The organism is Mesorhizobium sp. B2-8-9, from assembly GCF_006439475.1.
Taxonomy (GTDB): domain Bacteria; phylum Pseudomonadota; class Alphaproteobacteria; order Rhizobiales; family Rhizobiaceae; genus Mesorhizobium.
The window spans coordinates 247,133-266,508 of record NZ_VFTQ01000006.1; the positions used below are offsets into that span (position 1 = coordinate 247,133).

Below are 19,376 nucleotides of genomic sequence, written 5' to 3' on the forward strand. Positions count from 1 at the left end.
GCCGGCTGACCGGCCCCCGGCAGGCGCCTCTCAGGCTTCGAGCCAGAGATACTCGGCCATTGCGTAGCCCATCATGCCACCAAGCGGGTTCGCTTCCAAACCCTTCACCTTGCTGGAGAGGGCATCGACGTTCGAGATATAGGCCGGGATGATGGTTCCCGCCTCCTCGGACACCATGGTCTGCATCTGGTCGTAGATCTCCTTGCGCTTGGCCTGGTCGAGGGAGCCGCGCGCCTCGACAAGCATCTTGTCGAACTTCTCCGACTTGTACTGGCTTTCGTTCCAGGGCGCATTCGATGCGTATAGCAGCGAAAACAGGATGTCCGGGGTCGGGCGCGGATTGATATTGCCGAAATGGACCGGCGCCTTGAGCCAGTAATTGTCCCAGTACCCGTCGGAGGGGACGCGCTGGACATCGAGCTTCATGCCGATATCCGCCCCGGCCGCCTGGATGATCACGGCCATGTCGATCGAGGAGGTGGCAGCGTCGGAGGCAATCACCGGGATGGACTGGCCGAGCACGCCTGCCTTCTGGAAGTGGAACTTCGCCTTGTCCGGATCGAAAGCCTTCGGCTTGAGGTCGGCGTTGTGGAAGATGTTGGCCGGCGAGACCGGCTGGTCGTTGCCGATCTCTCCAAGGCCGCGCAATGCCGATTTGACGATCTGCTCGCGGTTGACGAGATATTTCATGCCGGCCACGAAGTCGGCCTTGCTGCCAGGGTCCATATCGAGCCGAATGTTGAGGTCGGTGTAGTTGCCCGAGGTCGTCTTCGACAATTCGAAACCCTGCTGGCCGCTGATGAGCTTCATCGCGCGCGGATTGATCGAGGCGGCGAAGCCGATATCGCCCGACAGAAGCGCGTTGACGCGCGCGCTGTCGTCGCTGATGGCGATGAACTCGAAGGAATCGAGATAAGGCTTGCCCGACTTCCAGTAGTTCTTGTTCTTGGTGACCACCGAGCGCACGCCCGGCTCGAAGGTCTCCAGCACGAAAGCGCCCGTGCCGTTGCCTTTGGAAAAGTCGGTGGTGCCGTCCCTTACGATCATGAAGTGATGGAGCGCCAGGATGGTCGGGAGGTCGGCGTTCGGGTCGGCGAGCGTGATTTCGACGGTCGACTTGTCGACAGATTTGAAGCCCGTCATCTGCGCGGCGATCTTGGCGACCTTGGAGCCGACTGCCTTGTCGAGGTGACGCTTCAGCGAGAAGACGACGTCGTCGGCGGTGAGGTCCTTGCCGTCATGGAACGTGACGCCCTTGCGCAGCTTCACCGTCCAGGTCTTGGCGTCCTTGCTGTCGATGCTTTCGGCCAGCTCCATCTGCGTCTTGCCATCCTTGTCGAGGAAGGTCAGGCGGTTATAGAGCGAGCAGCAGCGGACATAGTCGGTGGAGAGCGACGCCTTGGCCGGATCGAGCGTATCGGCCGTCGAGGACGACCAGCCGGCAGCCTTGAGGTGGCCGCCTGAGACTGGCGTGGCGGCGACGGCATTGGTGGCTCGGCCGAGCACAGCGCTTCCCGCGGCAAAGGCGGCGCCGCCTGCCAGCAGCATTTTGAGGAGTTGGCGGCGGCTCGCGCCTCGCCGGATGGCGTTTTCGACCATCGCATCGTCTGCTCCGGTCCAGTTGGTGATCTTGTCGCTCATGTCATTCCCCTTTCTGTTGTTTGGCCGGGATGCGCGTCTTGATGCGGCTTTCCGGGTCTTGAGCTCAGGTTCGTTCCTTCAGGCTTTCCCGCACGGCCGCCGCAAAGTCGGCCATTGAGGTGAAGTGGTAGTCGGGCACGGTGAAGTGCTTGGGCTCTATCGTGCCGCCATAGCCCTTCTGGGCGTGGCGGCGCTCGATCCAGCAGTTGGTCATGCCGAGCGTCCGGGATATGCCGATGTCGTGATACTGGCTTTGCGCAACGTGCAGGATGTCGTCCTTGCTGTCGCCGCGGGACGCCACGAAGTCGAAGACCTTCTGGAAGAAGGCAGGGTCCGGCTTCTCGGTGCCGGTATCGTCGGCGGTGAAGGTAGCGAAGAAGGGCGATCCAAGCTGCTTCTCGAAATGGTCGAGAGCCCAGCGCCGGGCATTGGTCATGGCAATCAGCTTATGGGACTTCGCAAGGTCGGCCAGTGCCGCCCTGCTGTCGGAAAAGCCTTGCCAGCCGCTCGCCGAATCCCGGAGGCGGGCGCCGTATTTCTCCTCGGCCGGCAGGCCGAGCCGCGGTGCGACGACCATGTAGACACGCGCGAGATCGTCGGGGAAAAGCTTCGCATCGGGCATGTAGCGGGCCTGCCGGTAGAGGGCGAGCGCTTCTTCGCCGTCGACGGAAGCACCGGCCTCCGCGGCGATCTCGGCCAGGCAGGTCGTGATGCCGCCTTCGAAGTCGATCAGCGTACCGACCACGTCGAAGGTCATGTACTTGAACTCGTTAAAGCCCCTGGCCAAGACTGGCTCTCCTCTGCGCGCGGCCGAATTACTCATGCTGAACAGAACAATATTCCGTGCTGTCCGGGGCGTCGGCCTTGTTCGAAAGCCCAGAAATTCGGGCTTTCTGGCCTTGTCTTAAAAAGCAGTCTGGCACTTCCCCCGCGCTGGATTCGCCGAAAAGGCGCGAGGTAGCGGCACAAAATTGCGAAATCGTCCACCCCAGCGATATTTCGAGATGCGAAAAATGCGTCGCCTTCATGCAAGGGCTCGGCGGACATCGACATCATCCAGCGTCTGGTCCAGCGTTCGCCGCGTGCGCTCGATAATGGCATCGATGTCGCTGTCCGTGCAGCAGAGCGGAGGGGCATAGCCGAGAACACCGTGCGCGAAGGCGCGGATGATCAGGCCATTGTCCCAGGCCCTGTCGAAGACGCGCCGCGCCGGCATGGCCGAGGTTGGAAGCGCCGTTTTCTTCTTTTTGTCGACCACCAACTCGATCGCGGCAAGCATGCCGCGACCGCGCACGTCGCCGACCAATGGATGGTCGCTCAACCCTGATAGCCCCGCCATCAGGCGGGCGCCGGCCTTGACGCCGTTCTCCAGAAGGCCTTCCTCATAGAGCTTCAACACCTCGAGCGCGACGGCGGCGCTGACCGGATGGGCGGAATAGGTGTAGCCATGGCCGACCGCAGAAGCGCCCGCGCCATCGGCGATGACGTTGTAGACATGGTCAGCCATGAACACGGCGCCCATCGGCACATAGCCCGAGGTCAAGCCTTTCGCCGTCGTCATGAAGTCGGGAACGATATCCTCGTGGATGCAGGCAAACAGGGGGCCTGTGCGCCCGAAGCCGGTAATCACCTCGTCGGCGATGAACAGGATGCCGTATTCCCGGCAGAGCTCGCGGATCGCCTTGATCCAGCCTTTCGGCGGCACGATGACGCCGCCGGAGCCCTGGATCGGCTCGGCATAAAAGGCGGCGACGCGCTGCGGGCCGAGATCCTCGATCTTGGCCTTCAGCGCCGCAAGCGATGCGGCGGTGATGGCGTTCGGGTCATCGCCAACCGGATTGCGATAAGGATAGGGCGAGGGGATCTTGTGCTGCCATTCGAAGGGAATGCCGAAGCCGGCATGAAAGGCGGGCAGGGCGGTCAGGCCAGCGCCGACCACCGACGATCCGTGATAACCTTGCTCGATGGAAATGAACTGGTCGCGCTGCGGCTCGCCCCTGGCATTCCAGTAATAGCGGACGAAACGGATCGTGCTGTCGACCGCATCCGAGCCGCCAAGCGTGAAATAGACGTGGTTGAGGTCGCCGGGCGCGCGTTCGGCCAATTCCGAGGCGAGCCGGATGGCGGGCTCCGAGCCGAGATCGAAATAGGCAGTGGCGTAGGGCAGCTCGCGCATCTGCCGGGCCGCCGCCTCGACGATGCTGTCGTGACCATAGCCGGCATTCACGCACCACAGGCCGGCGAAACCGTCGAGAAGCTGCCGGCCGGACGCGTCGGTCACTGTAGCGCCCTTCGCCGATTTCAGCACGCGCACGCCGAGCGCCTCGTGCCCGCGATAGGAGGTGACCGGATGGATGAGATGGGCGCGGTCGAGTTCTAGCAGGGAATTGGCGAGCATTTTTGTCCTCCGGACTATCCGAGCGCCTGGTTGGCGAGGGCGTAAACTCTTGGTCTGGCCTGTTCCGGCCCATTCCTGGCGGGGCGGTCCATGGCGACGCCGCCGCCGACATGGGCGAGGCCGATTTCGGTCAGCCAGCCCGCGAGGCCGGTGCGGCTGTCGGTGTCCACGCGCAGGAAGGCGCCGGGGCGCGACGCGGCGAAGTAGCTGATCAGCATTTTGGCGTCCGCGGCGCTGCCCGCAATGACCGGGCCGATCACTTCACCGCGTCCGAACGGGCGGATCGCGGCATAAGCCCTGATAGCCCCATCGCGGCGGATGACGGCGAATTGGCCGCGTTCGGCGAGCGCGTCGATCAAAGCTTCGCGATCGGCTCCATAGGCGTCACGGTCAATCGCCTTGATCTCAGGCTGGTCATTGGCGCTTGCTGCTTCCACGCCATCGGGTGCGCCAAGCCTGGCGATGTTGCCCTGATGCTGCAGGATCGTGCCCGAGGGCGCGAAGCCGAGCTTCCGATAGAGCAGCATGCCGTCGGTTGTCGCGACAAGTCGCAGTGGACGGTCGCCCGCAAGGGCAAAGGCCTGTTCCATGAGCCGGCGCCCGAGTCCTTTGCCCCGCGCGTTCCTGTCGACGATCACCATGTTGATCATCGCGCAATTCGCGCCGTATGGCGTTACCAGGATTGTCCCGGTGACCCGGCCTTGGCCGTCGAGCGCGACCGCGCCGCTGGAGAGCTGCAGCGCCATCTGCCAGTCCTGCGGGCGATGCGGCCAGTTCTCCTGGCGAGAAAGCGCGACTGCGCCCTCGATATGATCCGGCCCAAAGTCCTGGAGTTCGATCTCGCCTTGCTGCATGAGGCACCTTTCCGTCTGGCTCAAGTCTCGGCCATCGGTGCCCCGCAGATCGTCTGAAGGTTTCGACTTCGGCAGTATCATTCGCCTTTGCGCAGGGGGTGCGCCGCATCTTGTGCTGGCGCAGGCCGCAGCGGATGCGCCCCCCGGCCGCCGACCAACCCTTGGATCGGCTGCAGGGTGCTACAGCGTGCCAAACAGGCCAGCGGATACGGAACTTTCTGCTTTCGGAAGGCGGATTTCGGTCAGGTGGCTCGCTCCCGGCCAGCCTATGATGAAAAACATCCGAACGCGGATGTGCTTCCACTGGAGATCGACGAACATGGCTTCCTTCAGGCCCAAATACATCACCTTCGACTGCTACGGCACGTTGACTTTTTTCCAGATGGCGGAGGCGGCGCGCGACCTCTATGGCAGCCGGCTTGACGAGCCGCGAATGCAGGAGTTCATCAAGAACTTCGCGGCGTACCGGCTGGATGAGATCCTGGGCGACTGGAAGCCCTATGCCGAGGTCATCCACAATGCGCTGGAACGCGCCTGCAAACGCAATGGCGTCGGCTTCAGCCCCGATGACGCCAAAATGGTCTATGAGCGCGTGCCGACCTGGGGGCCGCACGCAGACGTTCCGGCCGGCCTTGCCAAGGTCGTCAAGGAAATTCCGCTGGTCATCCTCTCCAACGCCATGAACGCGCAGATCATGTCAAACGTCGAAAAGCTCGGCGCACCGTTCCATGCCGTCTACACGGCCGAGCAGGCACAGGCCTATAAGCCTCGCTTCAAGGCCTTCGAATATATGCTCGACAGGCTTGGCTGCGGTCCGGAAGACATCCTTCACTGTTCGTCTTCCTTCCGCTACGACCTGATGTCGGCCCATGACCTCGGCATCAAGAACAAGGTTTGGGTCAACCGCGGCCACGAGCCGGCCAATCCCTATTACGGCTATGTGGAGATATCCGATATTTCCGGGCTGCCGGGTGTGGTCGGGCTCTGAAACAGGCGGGTTACCGATGAAGTTCGTCTCCTACTGGCACGACACCGCCCCCGTCTTTTCCGGCGGGGCGCAAGGCCCGGTCGAGGGGCACTACGACGCCGCCATCGTTGGCGGCGGCTTCACCGGTCTCGCCGCCGCGCGCCAGCTGGCGAAGGCCGGCGCCAAGGTCGTGGTGCTGGAAGCGGAGCGGGTTGGCTGGGGCGCCTCCGGGCGCAATGGCGGGCATCTGAACAACGGCCTCGCGCACAGCTATCTTTCGGCCAAGGCGGAGCTTGGCAAGGAACGCGCGATCGCGCTCTACCGCGCGCTGGACGATTCCGTCGACACCATCGCGGCGCTGATCGCCGAGGAAGGCATCGACTGCAACTTCCGTCGCGCCGGCAAGCTGAAGCTCGCCTCCAAGCCGAAGCATTTCGAAGCGATCGCCCGCAACTTCGAAGCCGTCCATGCGGAAGTGGACTCGGATACGGCGCTGCTGTCGTCGACCGACCTTAAATCCGAGATCGGCTCGCCCTTTCATGGCGCAATGCTCTCGAAGAAAAGCGCCATGATGCATATGGGCCGCTATGTGGCTGGGCTGGCGACAGCGGCGGTCCGCCATGGCGCCATTATCCATGAGAATGCAACCGTGACGGATCACAGGCAGTCCGGCGCACTGCATCAGCTGACCACTTCGCGCGGCCGCATCAGCGCAGACAATTTGCTCGTGGCGACCGGCGCCTACACCACGCCGAATTTCGACTATTTCCGCCGCAGACTCATCTCCGTTGGTAGCTTCATCATCGCCACGCGGCCGCTGAGCGATGCCGAGATCGCCGCGACGATGCCGGGCAACCGGACATGCGTGACCTCGATGAATATCGGCAACTACTTCCGGCTTTCGCCGGACAAGCGCCTGATCTTTGGCGGCCGTGCCCGCTTCTCGGCAACATCGGACCAGCGCTCCGATGCCAGCAGCGGCCAGATATTGCGGGCAAGTCTCGCTGCGATCTTCCCGCAGCTCGCCAAGGTCGAGATAGACTATTGCTGGGGCGGGCTGGTCGACATGACCAAGGACCGCTTCCCGCGGGCCGGCTACCATGATGGGGTCTGGTACGCGATGGGCTATTCAGGGCACGGCGCGCAGCTTTCCACGCAGCTCGGCATGATCATCGCGGACGCCATGCTCGGCCGCGAGGATCGCAATCCGCTGAAGGGCCTCCAATGGCCGTCCATCCCCGGCTATTCCGGCAAGCCCTGGTTCCTGCCGATGGTCGGCCTCTACTACAAGGCGCTCGACCGGATCCAGTGATCGGGGCTGGGGTTAGCCCAGCCCGCCCATATGGAAGCTCTTCGTCTCAAGATATTCCTCGATACCGGCCTGGGCGCCCTCGCGCCCGAGGCCGGACTGCTTGACGCCGCCGAAGGGAGCGACCTCCATCGAGACGGAGCCGGTGTTGAGCCCCACCATGCCGAATTCCAGCGCCTCGCCGACGCGCCAGGCGCGCTTCAGGTTCTCGGTGTAGAAGTAGGAGGCCAGTCCGTATGGCGTGCCGTTGGCGAGCGCGATCGCCTCCTCTTCGGTCTCGAAACGGAAGAGCGGCGCTACCGGACCAAAGGTTTCCTCGCCGGCGAGCTGCATCTCAGCCGTTGCGCCGGTCAGCACCAGCGGCGCAACATATTGCGGGCCCTGCGGTAACGCCGGCTTCTCGGTTGCGATCGCAGCACCCTTGGCGAGCGCGTCCTCGACATGCCGCTCGATCTTCTCGACCGCCGCCATGTTGATCATCGGTCCGATCGCGACGCCGGGCTGCGTGCCTGGCCCAACTATCATGGCGTTCACGCGGGCGCTGAGCTTGGCGGCGAAGTCTTCATAGACTGCGGCCTGAACGAGGATGCGGTTGGCGCAGACACAGGTCTGGCCGCCATTGCGGAATTTTGACGCGAGCGCGCCTTCGACGGCGAGGTCGAGATCGGCGTCATCGAAGACGATGAAGGGCGCGTTGCCGCCGAGCTCAAGGCTGAGCCGCTTCACGCTGTCGGCCGCGCCGCGCATCAGCAGTGAGCCGACCCTGGTCGAACCGGTGAAGGAAATCTTGCGCACGGTCTCGTTCGCCATGATTTCGTTGCCGATCTCGGCCGGCATGCCCGTGACGATGTTGATGACGCCGGCCGGAATGCCCGCCCGTTCGGCGAGCACGCCCAGCGCCAGTGCCGAATAGGGCGTGAACTCGGACGGCTTGATGACCACGGTGCAGCCGGCGGCCAACGCCGGCGCGACTTTGCGGGTGATCATTGCATTGGGAAAATTCCACGGCGTGATGATGCCGCAAACGCCGACCGGTTCTCTCAGCACGATGATGCGGCGGTCGGCCGTGGGCGCGGGGATAGTGTGGCCGTTGATGCGGCGCGCCTCCTCGGCGAACCATTTGACGAAGGAGGCGCCGTAGCGGATCTCGCCTTTGGCCTCGTCCAGCGGCTTGCCCTGTTCGGTCGTCAGGATCAATGCGAGATCGTCCAGATGCTTGAGCATCAGGCCATGCCAGGCCTCCAGCAGGGCGGCGCGTTCGGCATGGGTCTTCTTTTTCCAATCCTGATAGGCGGAAGCCGCGGCCTGTATGGCCGTGCGGGTCTCCGGACCAGCCATGTCGGGCACTGTGCCGACCGATAGCTGTGTTGCAGGATCAATCACATCGACCGTCCTGCCGGAACCTGCCGCGACCCATCTCCCGCCGATGAGGCCGGCCTCGCGGAAGAGACTTTTGTCATTCAGGTTTTTCATCAATACGACCTCGCAAATCAGGTGAGCGCCGCGACCACGGCGGCGGTGATGGCTTCCGTGCTGTCCTTGCCAGGGGCGGTGCCAATGCCTTGCGCTGTCGTCGCCTCGATCGCCTTCATGACGCGGCCGGCCGCATCCTTCTCGCCAAGGTGATCGAGCATCATGGCGCCGGACCAGATGGTGGCGATCGGATTGGCGATGCCGAGATGGGCGATGTCGGGCGCGGAGCCGTGCACTGGCTCGAACATCGACGGCGCCGAGCGGTCGGGGTTGATGTTGGCGGAAGCTGCGTAGCCGAGCCCGCCCTGGATCGCCGCGCCGATGTCCGTCAGGATGTCGCCGAAGAGATTGGAAGCGACGACCACGTCGAGACTTTCCGGCGCCATGATCATCCGCGCGGCGAGCCCGTCGACATGATAGCTGGTGACGGCGACATCAGGATATTCCGCCGCCAGCTTGCGCGTGATCTCGTCCCAGAACACCATTGAGTATTTCTGCGCGTTGGACTTTGTGACTGAGGCCAATTTGCCGCGGCGTGCCCGCGCCTGCTCGAAGCCGAAGCGCAGGATGCGCTCGACGCCGGCGCGGGTGAAGATCGAGGTTTCCACGGCGACTTCGTCCAGCGTGCCCTGGTGCACGCGACCGCCGGCGCCCGAATATTCGCCTTCGGTGTTCTCGCGGATGCAAAGGATGTCGAAACTTTCCGCCCGCAGCGGTCCCTTGACGCCCGGCAACAGGCGGTGCGGCCGGATATTGGCATATTGCACGAAGGCCTTGCGGATCGGCAGCAGAAGGCCGTGCAGCGACACGGAATCCGGCACTTCGGCCGGCCAGCCCACGGCGCCGAGAAGAATGGCGTCGAAGCGGCGCAAGGTCTCGATGCCGTCCTCGGGCATCATGCGGCCGGTCTCCTTGACGAAGCGGCAGGACCAGGGGAATTCGGTTCCCCTGAGAGTAAAACCGGAGTGCTTGGCCACCGTTTCCAGCACCGTCCAGGCCGCGGCCGTCACGTTGGGGCCGATGCCATCACCGGGGATCAGGGCGATAGAGTAGGTTTTCATCGACATCTCTTCACAGGCTGATCAGGACGCTCTTGGTCCTGCGGTTGGCGAGATAGGCTTCGCGGCCAAGGTCCTTGCCGATGCCGGAGCGCTTGTAGCCGCCAGTGGGCAGGATGTGGTCGCGCGAGCGGCTGTAGCGGTTGACCCAGACGGTGCCCGCCTCGAGCCTGCGCGCGAAACGGATCGTACGCGACAGGTCGGCGGTGAACAGGCCGGAGGCCAGCCCGTAGGTCGGATGGCTGGATAGCGCCAGCGCCTCCTCCTCGCTGTCGAAGGTCTGGACGGTCAGGACCGGGCCGAAGATCTCCTCGACGATCGCCGGATTGTCCTGACTGACATTGGCAATCAGCGTCGGCTCGTAAAAATAGCCGGGAGCTTCCATGGCCCCGCCACCGATCAGGCATTCGCCGCCTGCGGCGACAGCGGCCCGCACGATGCCGTCAACGTGCGCCCGCTGCCGTTCCGAGATGATTGGCGAATACTGCGTCGTCTCGTCCCAGGTTGCGCCGGACCGCACTGCCTTCATCCGGTCCAGGATGGCGGCCGTTAACTGGTCGATCACGCTCTTCTCGACGATCAGACGCGTGCCGGCCACGCAGGCCTGGCCTGCATTGAAGGTGACGCTGCCGGCGATTGCCGTCGCCGCCTTGTCGAGATCGGCATCGGCAAAGACGAGCTGCGGGCTCTTGCCGCCGAGCTCCAGCGTCATCGGCTTGACGCCGGTGCGGGCGACGTTCTCCATGATGGCTGAACCGGCGCGGGTGGAACCGGTGAAGCTGACCTTGGCGATCTCGGGATGACCGGTAAGCGCCGTGCCGGTCGTCGGGCCGTCGCCGAGCACCACGTTAATCAGCCCCGCCGGCAGGCCGGCCCTGACCGCAAGCTCTGCCATGTAGATAGCCGAGAAGGGCGTCATTTCCGACGGCTTCAGCACGACTGCATTGCCCGCGGCCAGCGCCGGCCCGAGTTTCCATCCGGCCATCGAGATCGGAAAATTCCACGGCGTGATCGCACCGACCACGCCATAGGGCTCGCTCATGATCATGCCGAGACTGGCGTCGTCGGTCGGCACCAGCTCGCTGCCTTCCTTGTCGGCGAACTCGGCAAAGAAGCGGATCTGCTCGGCGGTGACGGCGATGTCGCCGGCGACGAGCTGGCCCACGGGCCGGGTCGAGCTCAGGGCCTCGATCCGGGCGAGCGTTTGGCCCTCCGCCTCCATCAGATCGGCCCAGGCGTGGAGCGCCTTGGTGCGCTCGCGCGGCCGGACGCCGCCCCAGTTGCTGGCTTTCAGCGCCACTTTGGCGCTTTCCACCGCCCGATCGACCAAATCCAGACCGGCCACGGGGCAGGCGGCGTAGGATTTGCCATCGGACGGACGGCGCATCTCCATCACGCCCTCGGCCGAAACCAGCTCCCCATCGATGAAGTGGCCGACGGCAAGGGCGATTGTATCGGGATTGAAGCTCAGGCTCATGGGCAAACCATTTGGCAGCATCGGCCTGAGCTTAGCCCGTGCCGGCACGCAGCATGCGCTGTTCGGTGATCCGCCGCCGACGAATGTTGCGTGCTTGGAACAAGAGACGGCAAAATCTTCCGCGGAGGTCGCTGCCTGCGCGGACGCTCCCTAGCCCACCGTGACGTAGATCTTGCGCACGGTCTCGATGGTCCTCCAAACACCGGTGAAGCCCGGCTTCATCACGAAGCTATCGCCGGCCCGATAGGTGACCGCATCGCCGCCGTCAGGCGTGATTTCGACCATGCCGGCGAGGATGTGGCAGAACTCGAAGGTGTCGCCCTTGATCGAGCGCGTCTCGCCCGGTGTCGCCTCCCACACGCCGGTGTGGACGAGGTCGTCCTTGGCGACGTCCTGGGCCCAGGTCTTGAAGGCTGGGTCGCCGGCAATCAGGCGGTCGGGCAGCGCCTTGGATTCGCGCGGCCGGAAAACCGGGTTGGTATCGACGGTCTTGAGCAGAGACAAGGTATGATCCTTCCAGTTGACGTTTCAATAGCCGCGCGAGCGGTCGACGAGCCCGATCGGATCGAGACCGGCGCGATGGCGCCTTATGTTGTCGATCACGGCGCGCGCGGCGGTCGCGGGCTGGGTGACGCTGGCGACATGCGGGGTCAGGATGATCTTCGGATGCGACCAGAACGGATGGCCAGCGGGAAGCGGCTCGGGATCCGTTACGTCGATCATCGCCGACGACAGATGACCGCTGTCCAGCATGGCGACAAGCCCTTCATGGTCGAGCTGCGGTCCGCGCCCGGTGTGGACGAGAGCCGCGCCCGCGGGCAACTTCGCGAAGAGATCGGCATTGAGGAAACCTCGCGTCTCGTCGGTCAGCGGCAGGAGGCAGACCAGTATATCGCTGGCCGCCAGCATCTGCTTAAGCCCGAGGTCGCCATGATAACAGGTCACGTCATGGATCAGCCGCTGCGAGCGACTCCAGCCGGCAAGTGGAAAGCCAAAGGGCTTCAGCCGGTCGAGGACGGCTTGGCCGAGCTGTCCGAGACCGAGCACACCGATCCGACGCGATCCTGCTTGAAGCTGAGGGACGTCGCGCCATTCTCCGGCTCGCTGCTGCGCCAGATAGATTGGCAGGTTGCGGTGGAGAGCGAGCACGGCGAGCGTCACATATTCCTGCATCATGCGCACGATGCCTTCTTCGATCATGCGAACGATCTTGACCTTCGCCGGGACCGCATCGAAGCGGAACTGATCAACGCCGGCGCCGAGGGAAAACAGGATTTCGAGGTTGCGGTAACGGCCGAGGTCCTGAGGAACGGTCCAGGTGATCAGATAGCGAACCGCGTCGGGATCGACCGACGCCTGGTCCATCGCGAAGGGCAGTTCGGGTAATTCGCTCGCGAATGCCTCGGCAAATACCGCGCCGCGCCGCGCATCGGAGTTGAACAGGAAGGTCATTCCGGCTGCTCCTTCACGCCGCGCATCGTGCACCCAGCGCCTCGATCATCTGCTGGCAGGCAGCGAGCTCGCTCTCGAGGATATATTCATCCGGCTTGTGGGCGCGGCCGATATCACCCGGGCCGCAGATGATCGCGTCTAGCCCCGCGGCCTGGTAGAGCCCGGCCTCTGTGCCGTAGCTGACGGCGGCCAAGGGTGCTGCGCCGGTCAGTTCCCCCATTAGAACCGACAGTGCCGAGTCTTGCGGCAGAGACAGCGCCGGATAGGCGCTTACCGGCGTCCACTCGACAGCATAGCCTCGAGCGGCAAGTGCTTCAGCCTGCGCCTTGACCGGGGCGAGCAAGCCAGCCGGGTCGATCTCCGGTATTGCGCGCGCCTCCAAGTCGAGCGTGCAGCAGTCGGGGATGATGTTCACGGACTGGCCGCCCGCGATCACACCCGCTTGCAGCGAGGAATAGGCCGGCTCGAAGCTTGCGTCGGACGGGCCGTGCCTCAGCCGCTCCGCTTCTCTTACCGCGGCGCCCAGCACATCGGACATCGCATGAATGGCGTTGAGCCCAAGATCCGGTCGCGAGGAATGGCCGGACCGCCCACCTACCGTCACGCGGGCAGCCGCCTTGCCCTTGTGGCCGCGCACGGCGCGCATGCCGCTCGGCTCCCCGACGATGACGCCGAGCGGCTTGGCGCAAAACTCGCAAAGGCAGGCGATCAGGTGCGGCACGCCGCGACATCCGATCTCCTCATCATAGGAGAAAGCGATATGGATCGGCGTGGCGAGGCGCAGTTTCGCGAGCGCTGGGACCGCCGCGAGCACCGCCGCAAGAAACCCTTTCATGTCAGTGGTGCCGCGTCCGTAGAGCCGCTCGGTCTCGCGGCGCAAGGCGAAAGGGTTGGAACTCCATTGCGGCTCGCAAGCGGGGACGACATCCATGTGGCCGGAAAGAATATAGCCCGGTACATCGGCGGGACCGATCGTGGCGAATAGATTTGAGCGGTCGCCCTCAGGTCCGGGAACCAGCCTGACCTTTGCTCCGTATTCTCTAAGATAGGTCTCGATCCAACTGGCGATGTCATTGTTTGGCTTGCCGGCGACGGAGGGAAAGGCGACGAGACGGTCGAGGATGTCGCAGACGTGCATTCCTGCCCTCAAGTCAGTTCGGTTCGCCGGACTCGGCGCCGGTCATAACTGCAGAATTGCCGCAGACGATGGGCGCTTTCTTTCGCGATTGCGTGCCGAAAGCGGAAATGTTTCAGTTGAATCTTGCGTTGGCACGCGTCATTCGAGCAAATCGTATCGGTCTGGTTGTTTAGCGTTGGCAGGGCAGGGACGTTGTATGTCACCCGTTACGCAATCTTTCAGAGGCAAGGAATTGAAGCCGTCCGAAAGCTTGAAAATCGATGCCTTCTCGGTGCGCATCGCCGACCTCGAAGGTGTTGAACTGGACCGATTGCATGCGCTCTCGCTGTCTGTAGGCTGGCCGCATCGTGCGGAAGACTGGCACTTCCTGCGCGAAACGGGACAAGGCTTGGTGGCTCTCGATGAGATCGGCCGGGTTCTGGGCTCCGCGATGTGGTTCGGGCATGGCGACAGCTTCGCGACCGTCGGCATGGTCATCACCTCGCCACGGCTTCAGACGCTTGGGGCCGCGCAGTGGCTGATGAAGCGGGTTTTCGATAACCTTCCCGGGCACGACCTTCGCCTCAATGCAACCCGCGCCGCCCGGCGACTCTATCTCTCGCTCGACTTCCAGCCTGAGAAGACCGTCTATCAATGCCAGGGCATCGCCCGCGTCCCAACGGCAGGCAGCCCCACGGAGGCGGGCAGCGACGTCCGGACTTTGGACGCAGGCGATATTCCGGCAGCGGTCGCCCTCGACGCGGCGGGGTTTGGAGTGAGGCGGACAGCGCTCATCGAAAGGCTCTTCGCACACTCGAACGGCTATGGTCTTTTCAAGAATGACAAGCTGAACGCTTTCGCGCTCTGCCGGCCATTCGGGCGAGGCCATGTCATAGGACCGGTCGTGGCCGAAAGCGATGCTGATGCGGTTGCGATCGTCCGGCCGCATGTAGCCGATCATTCTGGGTCTTTCCTCAGGGTTGACACTCACATGCACAACGGCGAGTTCGCTGCCTTCCTGTCGCACGCCGGAATGCCGGTTTTCGACACGGTGCTGACCATGTCGCTGGGCAAACGCCTCGCCGATTTTTACGAAGGCCGCTCGGCTGGGCCGAAGACCTATGCTCTGGCAAGCCAAACCCTGGGGTAGTTGGTGCTCGATACATCCCATCTTTGAAACCGAGAGGCGTCGCGTCATTCCGGGTTTCGCCGAAGTTCGTGAACGATCTGATGAAGCTGCGCGCCGAGAGCGGTTCGCTTGACCCGCTCCGGCAATCACTGGCGGCGGCAAGCTGGCCGCTCACGCCGACTTCGTGCGCCAGTGGACGGCCAATAACGGCAATCTGATGCTCGACGAGCTGTGCGGTGCGATCGCGTAAGTCAGGCCCGTTGTCGGGTCGCCGGCCCGGCGAGGCTGCAACTAGACTAGGCGGGCGCGCTGCAGAGCAAGGCCTCCTGAACAGCCTCGAAGAAGCGACGGACCTCAGCGCGCGCATCGTTGGCGTCCTGGCCGCGTTCGGTCGCGACCGAAAGCAGATGCGTAGCAGTTTCCCGCCAGAGCGTAGCCGCCTCGTCACTCGGAAGGCGAGCAATTGCGTTCGCCACGATTCGAATGGCGGGAAGTTCTCGACTAATTGGGAAAGCATACACCGACATGGACCGGATGACCCGCAAACGTTCCATGCCGAACCTATCGATCGAAAGGAAACAGAAGCTTAAGAAGCGGGGCTTAAGCCCTTCGCCAAGACCTTGTCGCCAGATGACGAAAGATCTCCCGTAGGGCCATTCTCGAGTTCGCGGGAAGTTGCGCGGCTCCTGGGATTTGGCCCGGAACAATCACGCGCCTGAAAGCAGGGCGCTTAGAGCTTCGAACTGAAGCCGCACTGCATCACCATCGCCTCGATTGCCGCCATGCTCGCTAACGGGCTTGCCCGTCCGGCAGTTTATGGCCATGTGGCGCGCCCTTTCCCAATTTGTGTAATGCCACGGCGAAGTAATTGATCCTGGGAACAAATTAGCAGTTCGAAAGTTCGCGACAACGCGGGAGAAGGACTAACCGCTCCCGAGCCGGTTGGTCGAAGGCCTGCTTTCGTTACAGGGTCCCCGCGCATGAAGATTGCCCAGATCGCACCCCTGACTGAGTCCGTGCCACCGAAGCTCTATGGCGGGACCGAGCGCATCGTTTCATATTTAACGGAAGAGCTGGTTCGAAGGGGCCATGACGTGACGCTGTTCGCCAGCGGCGATTCACGTACTTCGGCCGAACTGGTGGCATGTTGCGACGTTGCGCTTCGCTTCAATCCGAAAGCAAGGAATCCGATTCCTTACCACGTGATGATGCTTGAACAGGTCCGCAGACGGGCGGACGAATTCGACGTGCTGCATTTCCACGTCGATGTTCTCCATTTTCCGATAATTAGACAGTTCGCGCAGCGAACCGTTACCACGCTTCATGGTCGGCTCGACCTTCCGGACCTGGCGCAGCTATACGCAATGTTCAACGATATTCCACTGGTCTCGATTTCAGATGACCAGCGCCGGCCCATGCCGCCGGTCAATTGGCTTGGAACGGTCTATCACGGCCTGCCGAACGACATCCTGCCATTCCGGCCGAAAGCCTCTGGATACCTCGCGTTCCTCGGCCGCATCTCACCCGAAAAGGGGCCGGAAGCCGCGATGGAAATCGCCGCGCGCGCTGGAATGCCGCTGAAGATCGCGGCGAAAATCGACGCAGTAGACCGGTCATTTTGGAGCGACAGGGTCGAACCTCAGGTGCTTCGGCATTCGAATGTCAAGTTCATTGGCGAGATTGATGAGTGTGAGAAGGCGGAGTTTTTGGGCAACGCGACAGCGCTGCTGTTTCCGATCGATTGGCCGGAGCCGTTCGGCCTCGTGATGATCGAGGCGATGGCCTGCGGCACCCCGGTGGTTGCCTTCAACCGGGGAGCCGTTCCGGAGGTCATCGATCACGGCGTATCCGGACTGATAGTGGAAGGCATTGACGAAGCCGTTGACGCTGTGCGGCGGATAGGCAGTCTCGATCGCGCACGAGTGCGGAATACTTTTGAAAAGCGGTTCACCGTCGGGCGCATGTGCAGCGACTATCTGAGGATCTACCGCTTGCCGGCATGCGACGAGCAATTTCCGCTCGGCTCGCGAAACGGGTTTGCCGAAAACGCGGCTGGCAAGCCAGCACTTTTTAACAGCATCGCTTGAGACGAGTTGGCAATTAGAATCGCCGGGTTCCCGCCGCATTGATCAGGTCGAGCAGCGGAAGCTTCGTCGAATATCCGCCAAGATTTCAATGACGCTCTTCGAGATCATGGGCATCGCAGCATTGATGCGAGATACTGTTGATAGGAGATGGTCGGGCGCAGGCATATGGGATGGCGCCAGCATCGGCCGTCTGAACCGGGAGGGTTGAGATGAGCATCGAAGTCGAAGAACGCAAGCTTAATCCAGCGGTCGCTCTCCCCGCACTCGATGAATCGGCCCCGCGCGAGCCGCATAGGCAATTTGCGCTGAAGCATGAGGACTGCTTCGTCGTCGCGGACAGCTATGGCGACATACGCGGCAGCGGCGACGGGCTTTTCCGCGATGATACGCGAGTGCTGTCGCGTTTCCGGCTGTTCATAGGCGGCCGCATGCCGTCGCTGCTCGGAGCGTCGCTGTCGCAGGACAACATCCTATTCACCGCCAATCTCACGAATTTGGCCACCATCGGGCCCGACGGCAGTGAAACGCTGCCTGGGGTCGTGCACATCGAGCGGACCAGATTCATCTGGCACGACCGCATGTACGAGCGAGTCACTTTCACGAACTACTCCGCGCGTGAGGTGATGCTGCCGGTCCGGTTCGATTTCGATGCCGATTTCCGTGACATGTTCGAGGTGCGCGGCACCACGCGCAGCCGGCGCGGTCGCGCACATGACGCCCTGGTCGGCGAGTCAGGCGTGACATTTTGCTACGAGGGCCTCGATAATGTGGCGCGCCAATCCGTCATCGCGTTTTCGATGAGGCCCGACCAGATCCATCCGCATCATGCAGAGTTTCTCATTCTGGTGGGGAGGCACGACAGAAAGGCGCTGTATCTGGAAGTCGGTCAGAACGAAGAAATCCCGTCCAGTGATCGGTTCCGCGCCGCCGCGGCGCGAGCGCGATTTGCAATGCGCTCAAAGCGTCGACAGGGCGCGACTGTTTTCAGCTCCGGCCGCGTGTTCAATGACTGGCTCACGCGCACACGTGCCGACATCGCCCTGCTGACCACCGATCTGGAGACCGGGCCATATCCGTACGCCGGTATTCCCTGGTTTTCGACTGCCTTCGGCCGCGACGGCGTCATTTCCGCCTTACAAATGCTGTGGCTCAACCCCGGGCTTGCCCGCGGCGTGCTGGCGTTCCTTGGCCGCTATCAATCGACGGAGACCTCTGTGTTCGACGATGCCGAGCCCGGCAAGATCATGCATGAAACGCGCAAAGGGGAAATGGCTATACTGCGCGAGCTGCCGTTCGGCCGCTATTATGGCGGCGTCGACACCACTCCGCTCTATGTCTACCTGGCTTGGTCCTACGCCGATCGTACGGGCGATGACGAGTTCGTCGATCGCATGTGGGATTCGCTGTGCGCAGCAATCGCGTGGATGGAGGAAGTCGGTGCCCGCAACAGCGACGGTTTCGTGACCTATAATAGGGCAGCGGACACGGGTCTCTTCAACCAGGGCTGGAAGGACAGCGCCGACGCTATCTTCCATGCCGACGGCAAAATACCTCGCGGTCCGATCGCACTCGTCGAGGTGCAAGGCTACGTCTTCGCAGCCTATCAAGGCATGGCTGCCTTGGCAGCCAAGCGCGGAGACGCCGCCAAGGCGGCGCACTGGAGCGCCATGGCGGAAAAGACACGCAGCGCAGTGGAGGCTCGGTTCTGGATGCCGGATCGCGATTTCTACGCTTTGGCGATCGATGGAGAAGGCAGGCAATGCGCGGTGCGCGCCTCCAACGCGGGTCACCTGCTCTATGTTGGGCTGCCCTCGGCAGAACGGGCGAAATCAATCGCCGAGCAGTTGCTGTCGGGGCATCTGCACAGCGGTTGGGGCGTTCGCACCTTGGCCGACGACGAGATTCCGTTCAATCCGATGTCTTATCATAACGGCTCGATCTGGCCGCATGACACGGCGATCTGTGCCGCCGGGCTAGCCCGTTACCAGGAGCGCACCAGCGTCGTGAAGCTTATGAGCAGCATGTTCGAGGCGGCGGTCCGGTTCAATATGCGGCTTCCGGAGCTGTTCTGCGGCTTTACGCGGGCGATCGGTGATGCGCCGATTGCCTATCCCGTCGCTTGTCTGCCGCAGGCATGGTCGGCCGGTTCCGCGTTTATGATGCTGCAGGCCTGCCTGGGGATCCGCATCGACGGTTGGAAGCGCGAGATCAATGTCGATCGCCCGCGGTTGCCAATAGGCATCGACAACATCGTCATCCGGCACTTAGCCGTGGGCGAGGCGAAGGTCGACCTGAATTTCCAGCGCGTCGGCGACCGCGTCGTCTGCTATCTAGGCGAACGGCACGAGGGCCTGGTTCCCCTGGTCGTTCGCTCTTAGCAACCGCCACAGTAGGGCCTGCCATCGATGCTCGCT

17 protein-coding genes are annotated in these 19,376 nt (G+C 63.0%); 5 read left to right on the forward strand and 12 right to left on the reverse strand.

The window, feature by feature from the left end:
* Positions 1-30: 30 nt before the first annotated feature.
* The 5 genes from FJ423_RS10485 to FJ423_RS33500 all read right to left on the reverse strand — a co-directional run bounded on the left by FJ423_RS10485 (position 31) and on the right by FJ423_RS33500 (position 5,214).
* Entirely contained in the window at positions 31-1,641 is a 1,611-nt protein-coding gene (locus FJ423_RS10485; RefSeq protein ID WP_140841415.1) for an ABC transporter substrate-binding protein, read from the reverse strand.
* A gap of 64 nt (positions 1,642-1,705) precedes the next feature.
* Positions 1,706-2,428, reverse strand: a complete 723-nt coding sequence (locus tag FJ423_RS10490; RefSeq protein WP_181174771.1) for an HAD-IA family hydrolase — start codon at positions 2,426-2,428, stop codon at positions 1,706-1,708.
* A 237-nt stretch (positions 2,429-2,665) separates the two neighbouring features.
* A complete protein-coding gene (locus tag FJ423_RS10495) occupies positions 2,666-4,039 on the reverse strand; it encodes an aspartate aminotransferase family protein (RefSeq protein ID WP_140841419.1) in 1,374 nt (457 codons plus the stop codon).
* A gap of 14 nt (positions 4,040-4,053) precedes the next feature.
* Complete coding sequence (locus FJ423_RS10500) at positions 4,054-4,893, reverse strand: GNAT family N-acetyltransferase (protein ID WP_140841421.1); 840 nt, start codon at positions 4,891-4,893, stop codon at positions 4,054-4,056.
* A 180-nt stretch (positions 4,894-5,073) separates the two neighbouring features.
* Entirely contained in the window at positions 5,074-5,214 is a 141-nt protein-coding gene (locus FJ423_RS33500; protein ID WP_181174773.1) for a hypothetical protein, read from the reverse strand.
* Between FJ423_RS33500 and FJ423_RS10505 the strand changes: the two genes are divergently transcribed.
* Together FJ423_RS10505 and FJ423_RS10510 are read left to right on the forward strand one after the other, a co-directional pair.
* The gene (locus FJ423_RS10505) at positions 5,213-5,881 is read left to right on the forward strand and encodes a haloacid dehalogenase type II (protein ID WP_140841423.1); all 669 of its coding nucleotides are present in this window, start codon (positions 5,213-5,215) and stop codon (positions 5,879-5,881) included. The two genes, FJ423_RS33500 and FJ423_RS10505, sit on opposite strands and share 2 nt — an antisense overlap.
* Positions 5,882-5,897: 16 nt before the next feature.
* Positions 5,898-7,172 (forward strand): FAD-binding oxidoreductase, encoded by a 1,275-nt coding sequence (locus FJ423_RS10510; RefSeq protein ID WP_140841425.1) that lies wholly within the window; start codon positions 5,898-5,900, stop codon positions 7,170-7,172.
* A gap of 12 nt (positions 7,173-7,184) precedes the next feature.
* On the opposite strand, the gene FJ423_RS10515 is transcribed toward FJ423_RS10510, so the two are convergent.
* From FJ423_RS10515 to argE, 6 genes are all read right to left on the reverse strand, one after another.
* The gene (locus tag FJ423_RS10515) at positions 7,185-8,642 is read right to left on the reverse strand and encodes an NAD-dependent succinate-semialdehyde dehydrogenase (protein ID WP_140841427.1); all 1,458 of its coding nucleotides are present in this window, start codon (positions 8,640-8,642) and stop codon (positions 7,185-7,187) included.
* A 17-nt stretch (positions 8,643-8,659) separates the two neighbouring features.
* The gene (locus FJ423_RS10520) at positions 8,660-9,703 is read right to left on the reverse strand and encodes a tartrate dehydrogenase (RefSeq protein WP_140841429.1); all 1,044 of its coding nucleotides are present in this window, start codon (positions 9,701-9,703) and stop codon (positions 8,660-8,662) included.
* A gap of 10 nt (positions 9,704-9,713) precedes the next feature.
* On the reverse strand, positions 9,714-11,177 hold the full coding sequence (locus FJ423_RS10525; protein ID WP_140841431.1) for an aldehyde dehydrogenase family protein: 1,464 nt from the start codon (positions 11,175-11,177) through the stop codon (positions 9,714-9,716).
* 150 nt (positions 11,178-11,327) lie between these two features.
* Positions 11,328-11,681 (reverse strand): cupin domain-containing protein, encoded by a 354-nt coding sequence (locus FJ423_RS10530; RefSeq protein ID WP_140841433.1) that lies wholly within the window; start codon positions 11,679-11,681, stop codon positions 11,328-11,330.
* A gap of 24 nt (positions 11,682-11,705) precedes the next feature.
* Positions 11,706-12,629 carry a glyoxylate/hydroxypyruvate reductase A gene (locus tag FJ423_RS10535; RefSeq protein ID WP_140841435.1) on the reverse strand — a complete coding sequence of 308 codons (924 nt, stop codon included), beginning with the start codon at positions 12,627-12,629 and terminating at the stop codon, positions 11,706-11,708.
* Positions 12,630-12,642: 13 nt separating this feature from the next.
* Positions 12,643-13,767 (reverse strand): acetylornithine deacetylase, encoded by a 1,125-nt coding sequence (gene argE, locus FJ423_RS10540; protein ID WP_140841437.1) that lies wholly within the window; start codon positions 13,765-13,767, stop codon positions 12,643-12,645.
* A 196-nt stretch (positions 13,768-13,963) separates the two neighbouring features.
* On the opposite strand from argE, the gene FJ423_RS10545 reads away from it, so the two are divergent.
* The gene (locus FJ423_RS10545) at positions 13,964-14,896 is read left to right on the forward strand and encodes a GNAT family N-acetyltransferase (RefSeq protein ID WP_140841494.1); all 933 of its coding nucleotides are present in this window, start codon (positions 13,964-13,966) and stop codon (positions 14,894-14,896) included.
* A 275-nt stretch (positions 14,897-15,171) separates the two neighbouring features.
* Here FJ423_RS10545 and FJ423_RS34105 read toward each other — a convergent pair whose 3' ends face one another.
* Entirely contained in the window at positions 15,172-15,429 is a 258-nt protein-coding gene (locus tag FJ423_RS34105; RefSeq protein ID WP_348642889.1) for a DUF6074 family protein, read from the reverse strand.
* A 426-nt stretch (positions 15,430-15,855) separates the two neighbouring features.
* On the opposite strand from FJ423_RS34105, the gene FJ423_RS10555 reads away from it, so the two are divergent.
* Both FJ423_RS10555 and FJ423_RS10560 read left to right on the forward strand, forming a co-directional pair.
* Positions 15,856-16,962: a glycosyltransferase family 4 protein gene (locus FJ423_RS10555; RefSeq protein WP_140841439.1), complete on the forward strand. Its 1,107-nt coding sequence runs from the start codon at positions 15,856-15,858 to the stop codon at positions 16,960-16,962.
* Between the two features lie 209 nt (positions 16,963-17,171).
* Positions 17,172-19,340 (forward strand): amylo-alpha-1,6-glucosidase, encoded by a 2,169-nt coding sequence (locus FJ423_RS10560; protein ID WP_140841441.1) that lies wholly within the window; start codon positions 17,172-17,174, stop codon positions 19,338-19,340.
* Positions 19,341-19,376 lie beyond the last annotated feature (36 nt).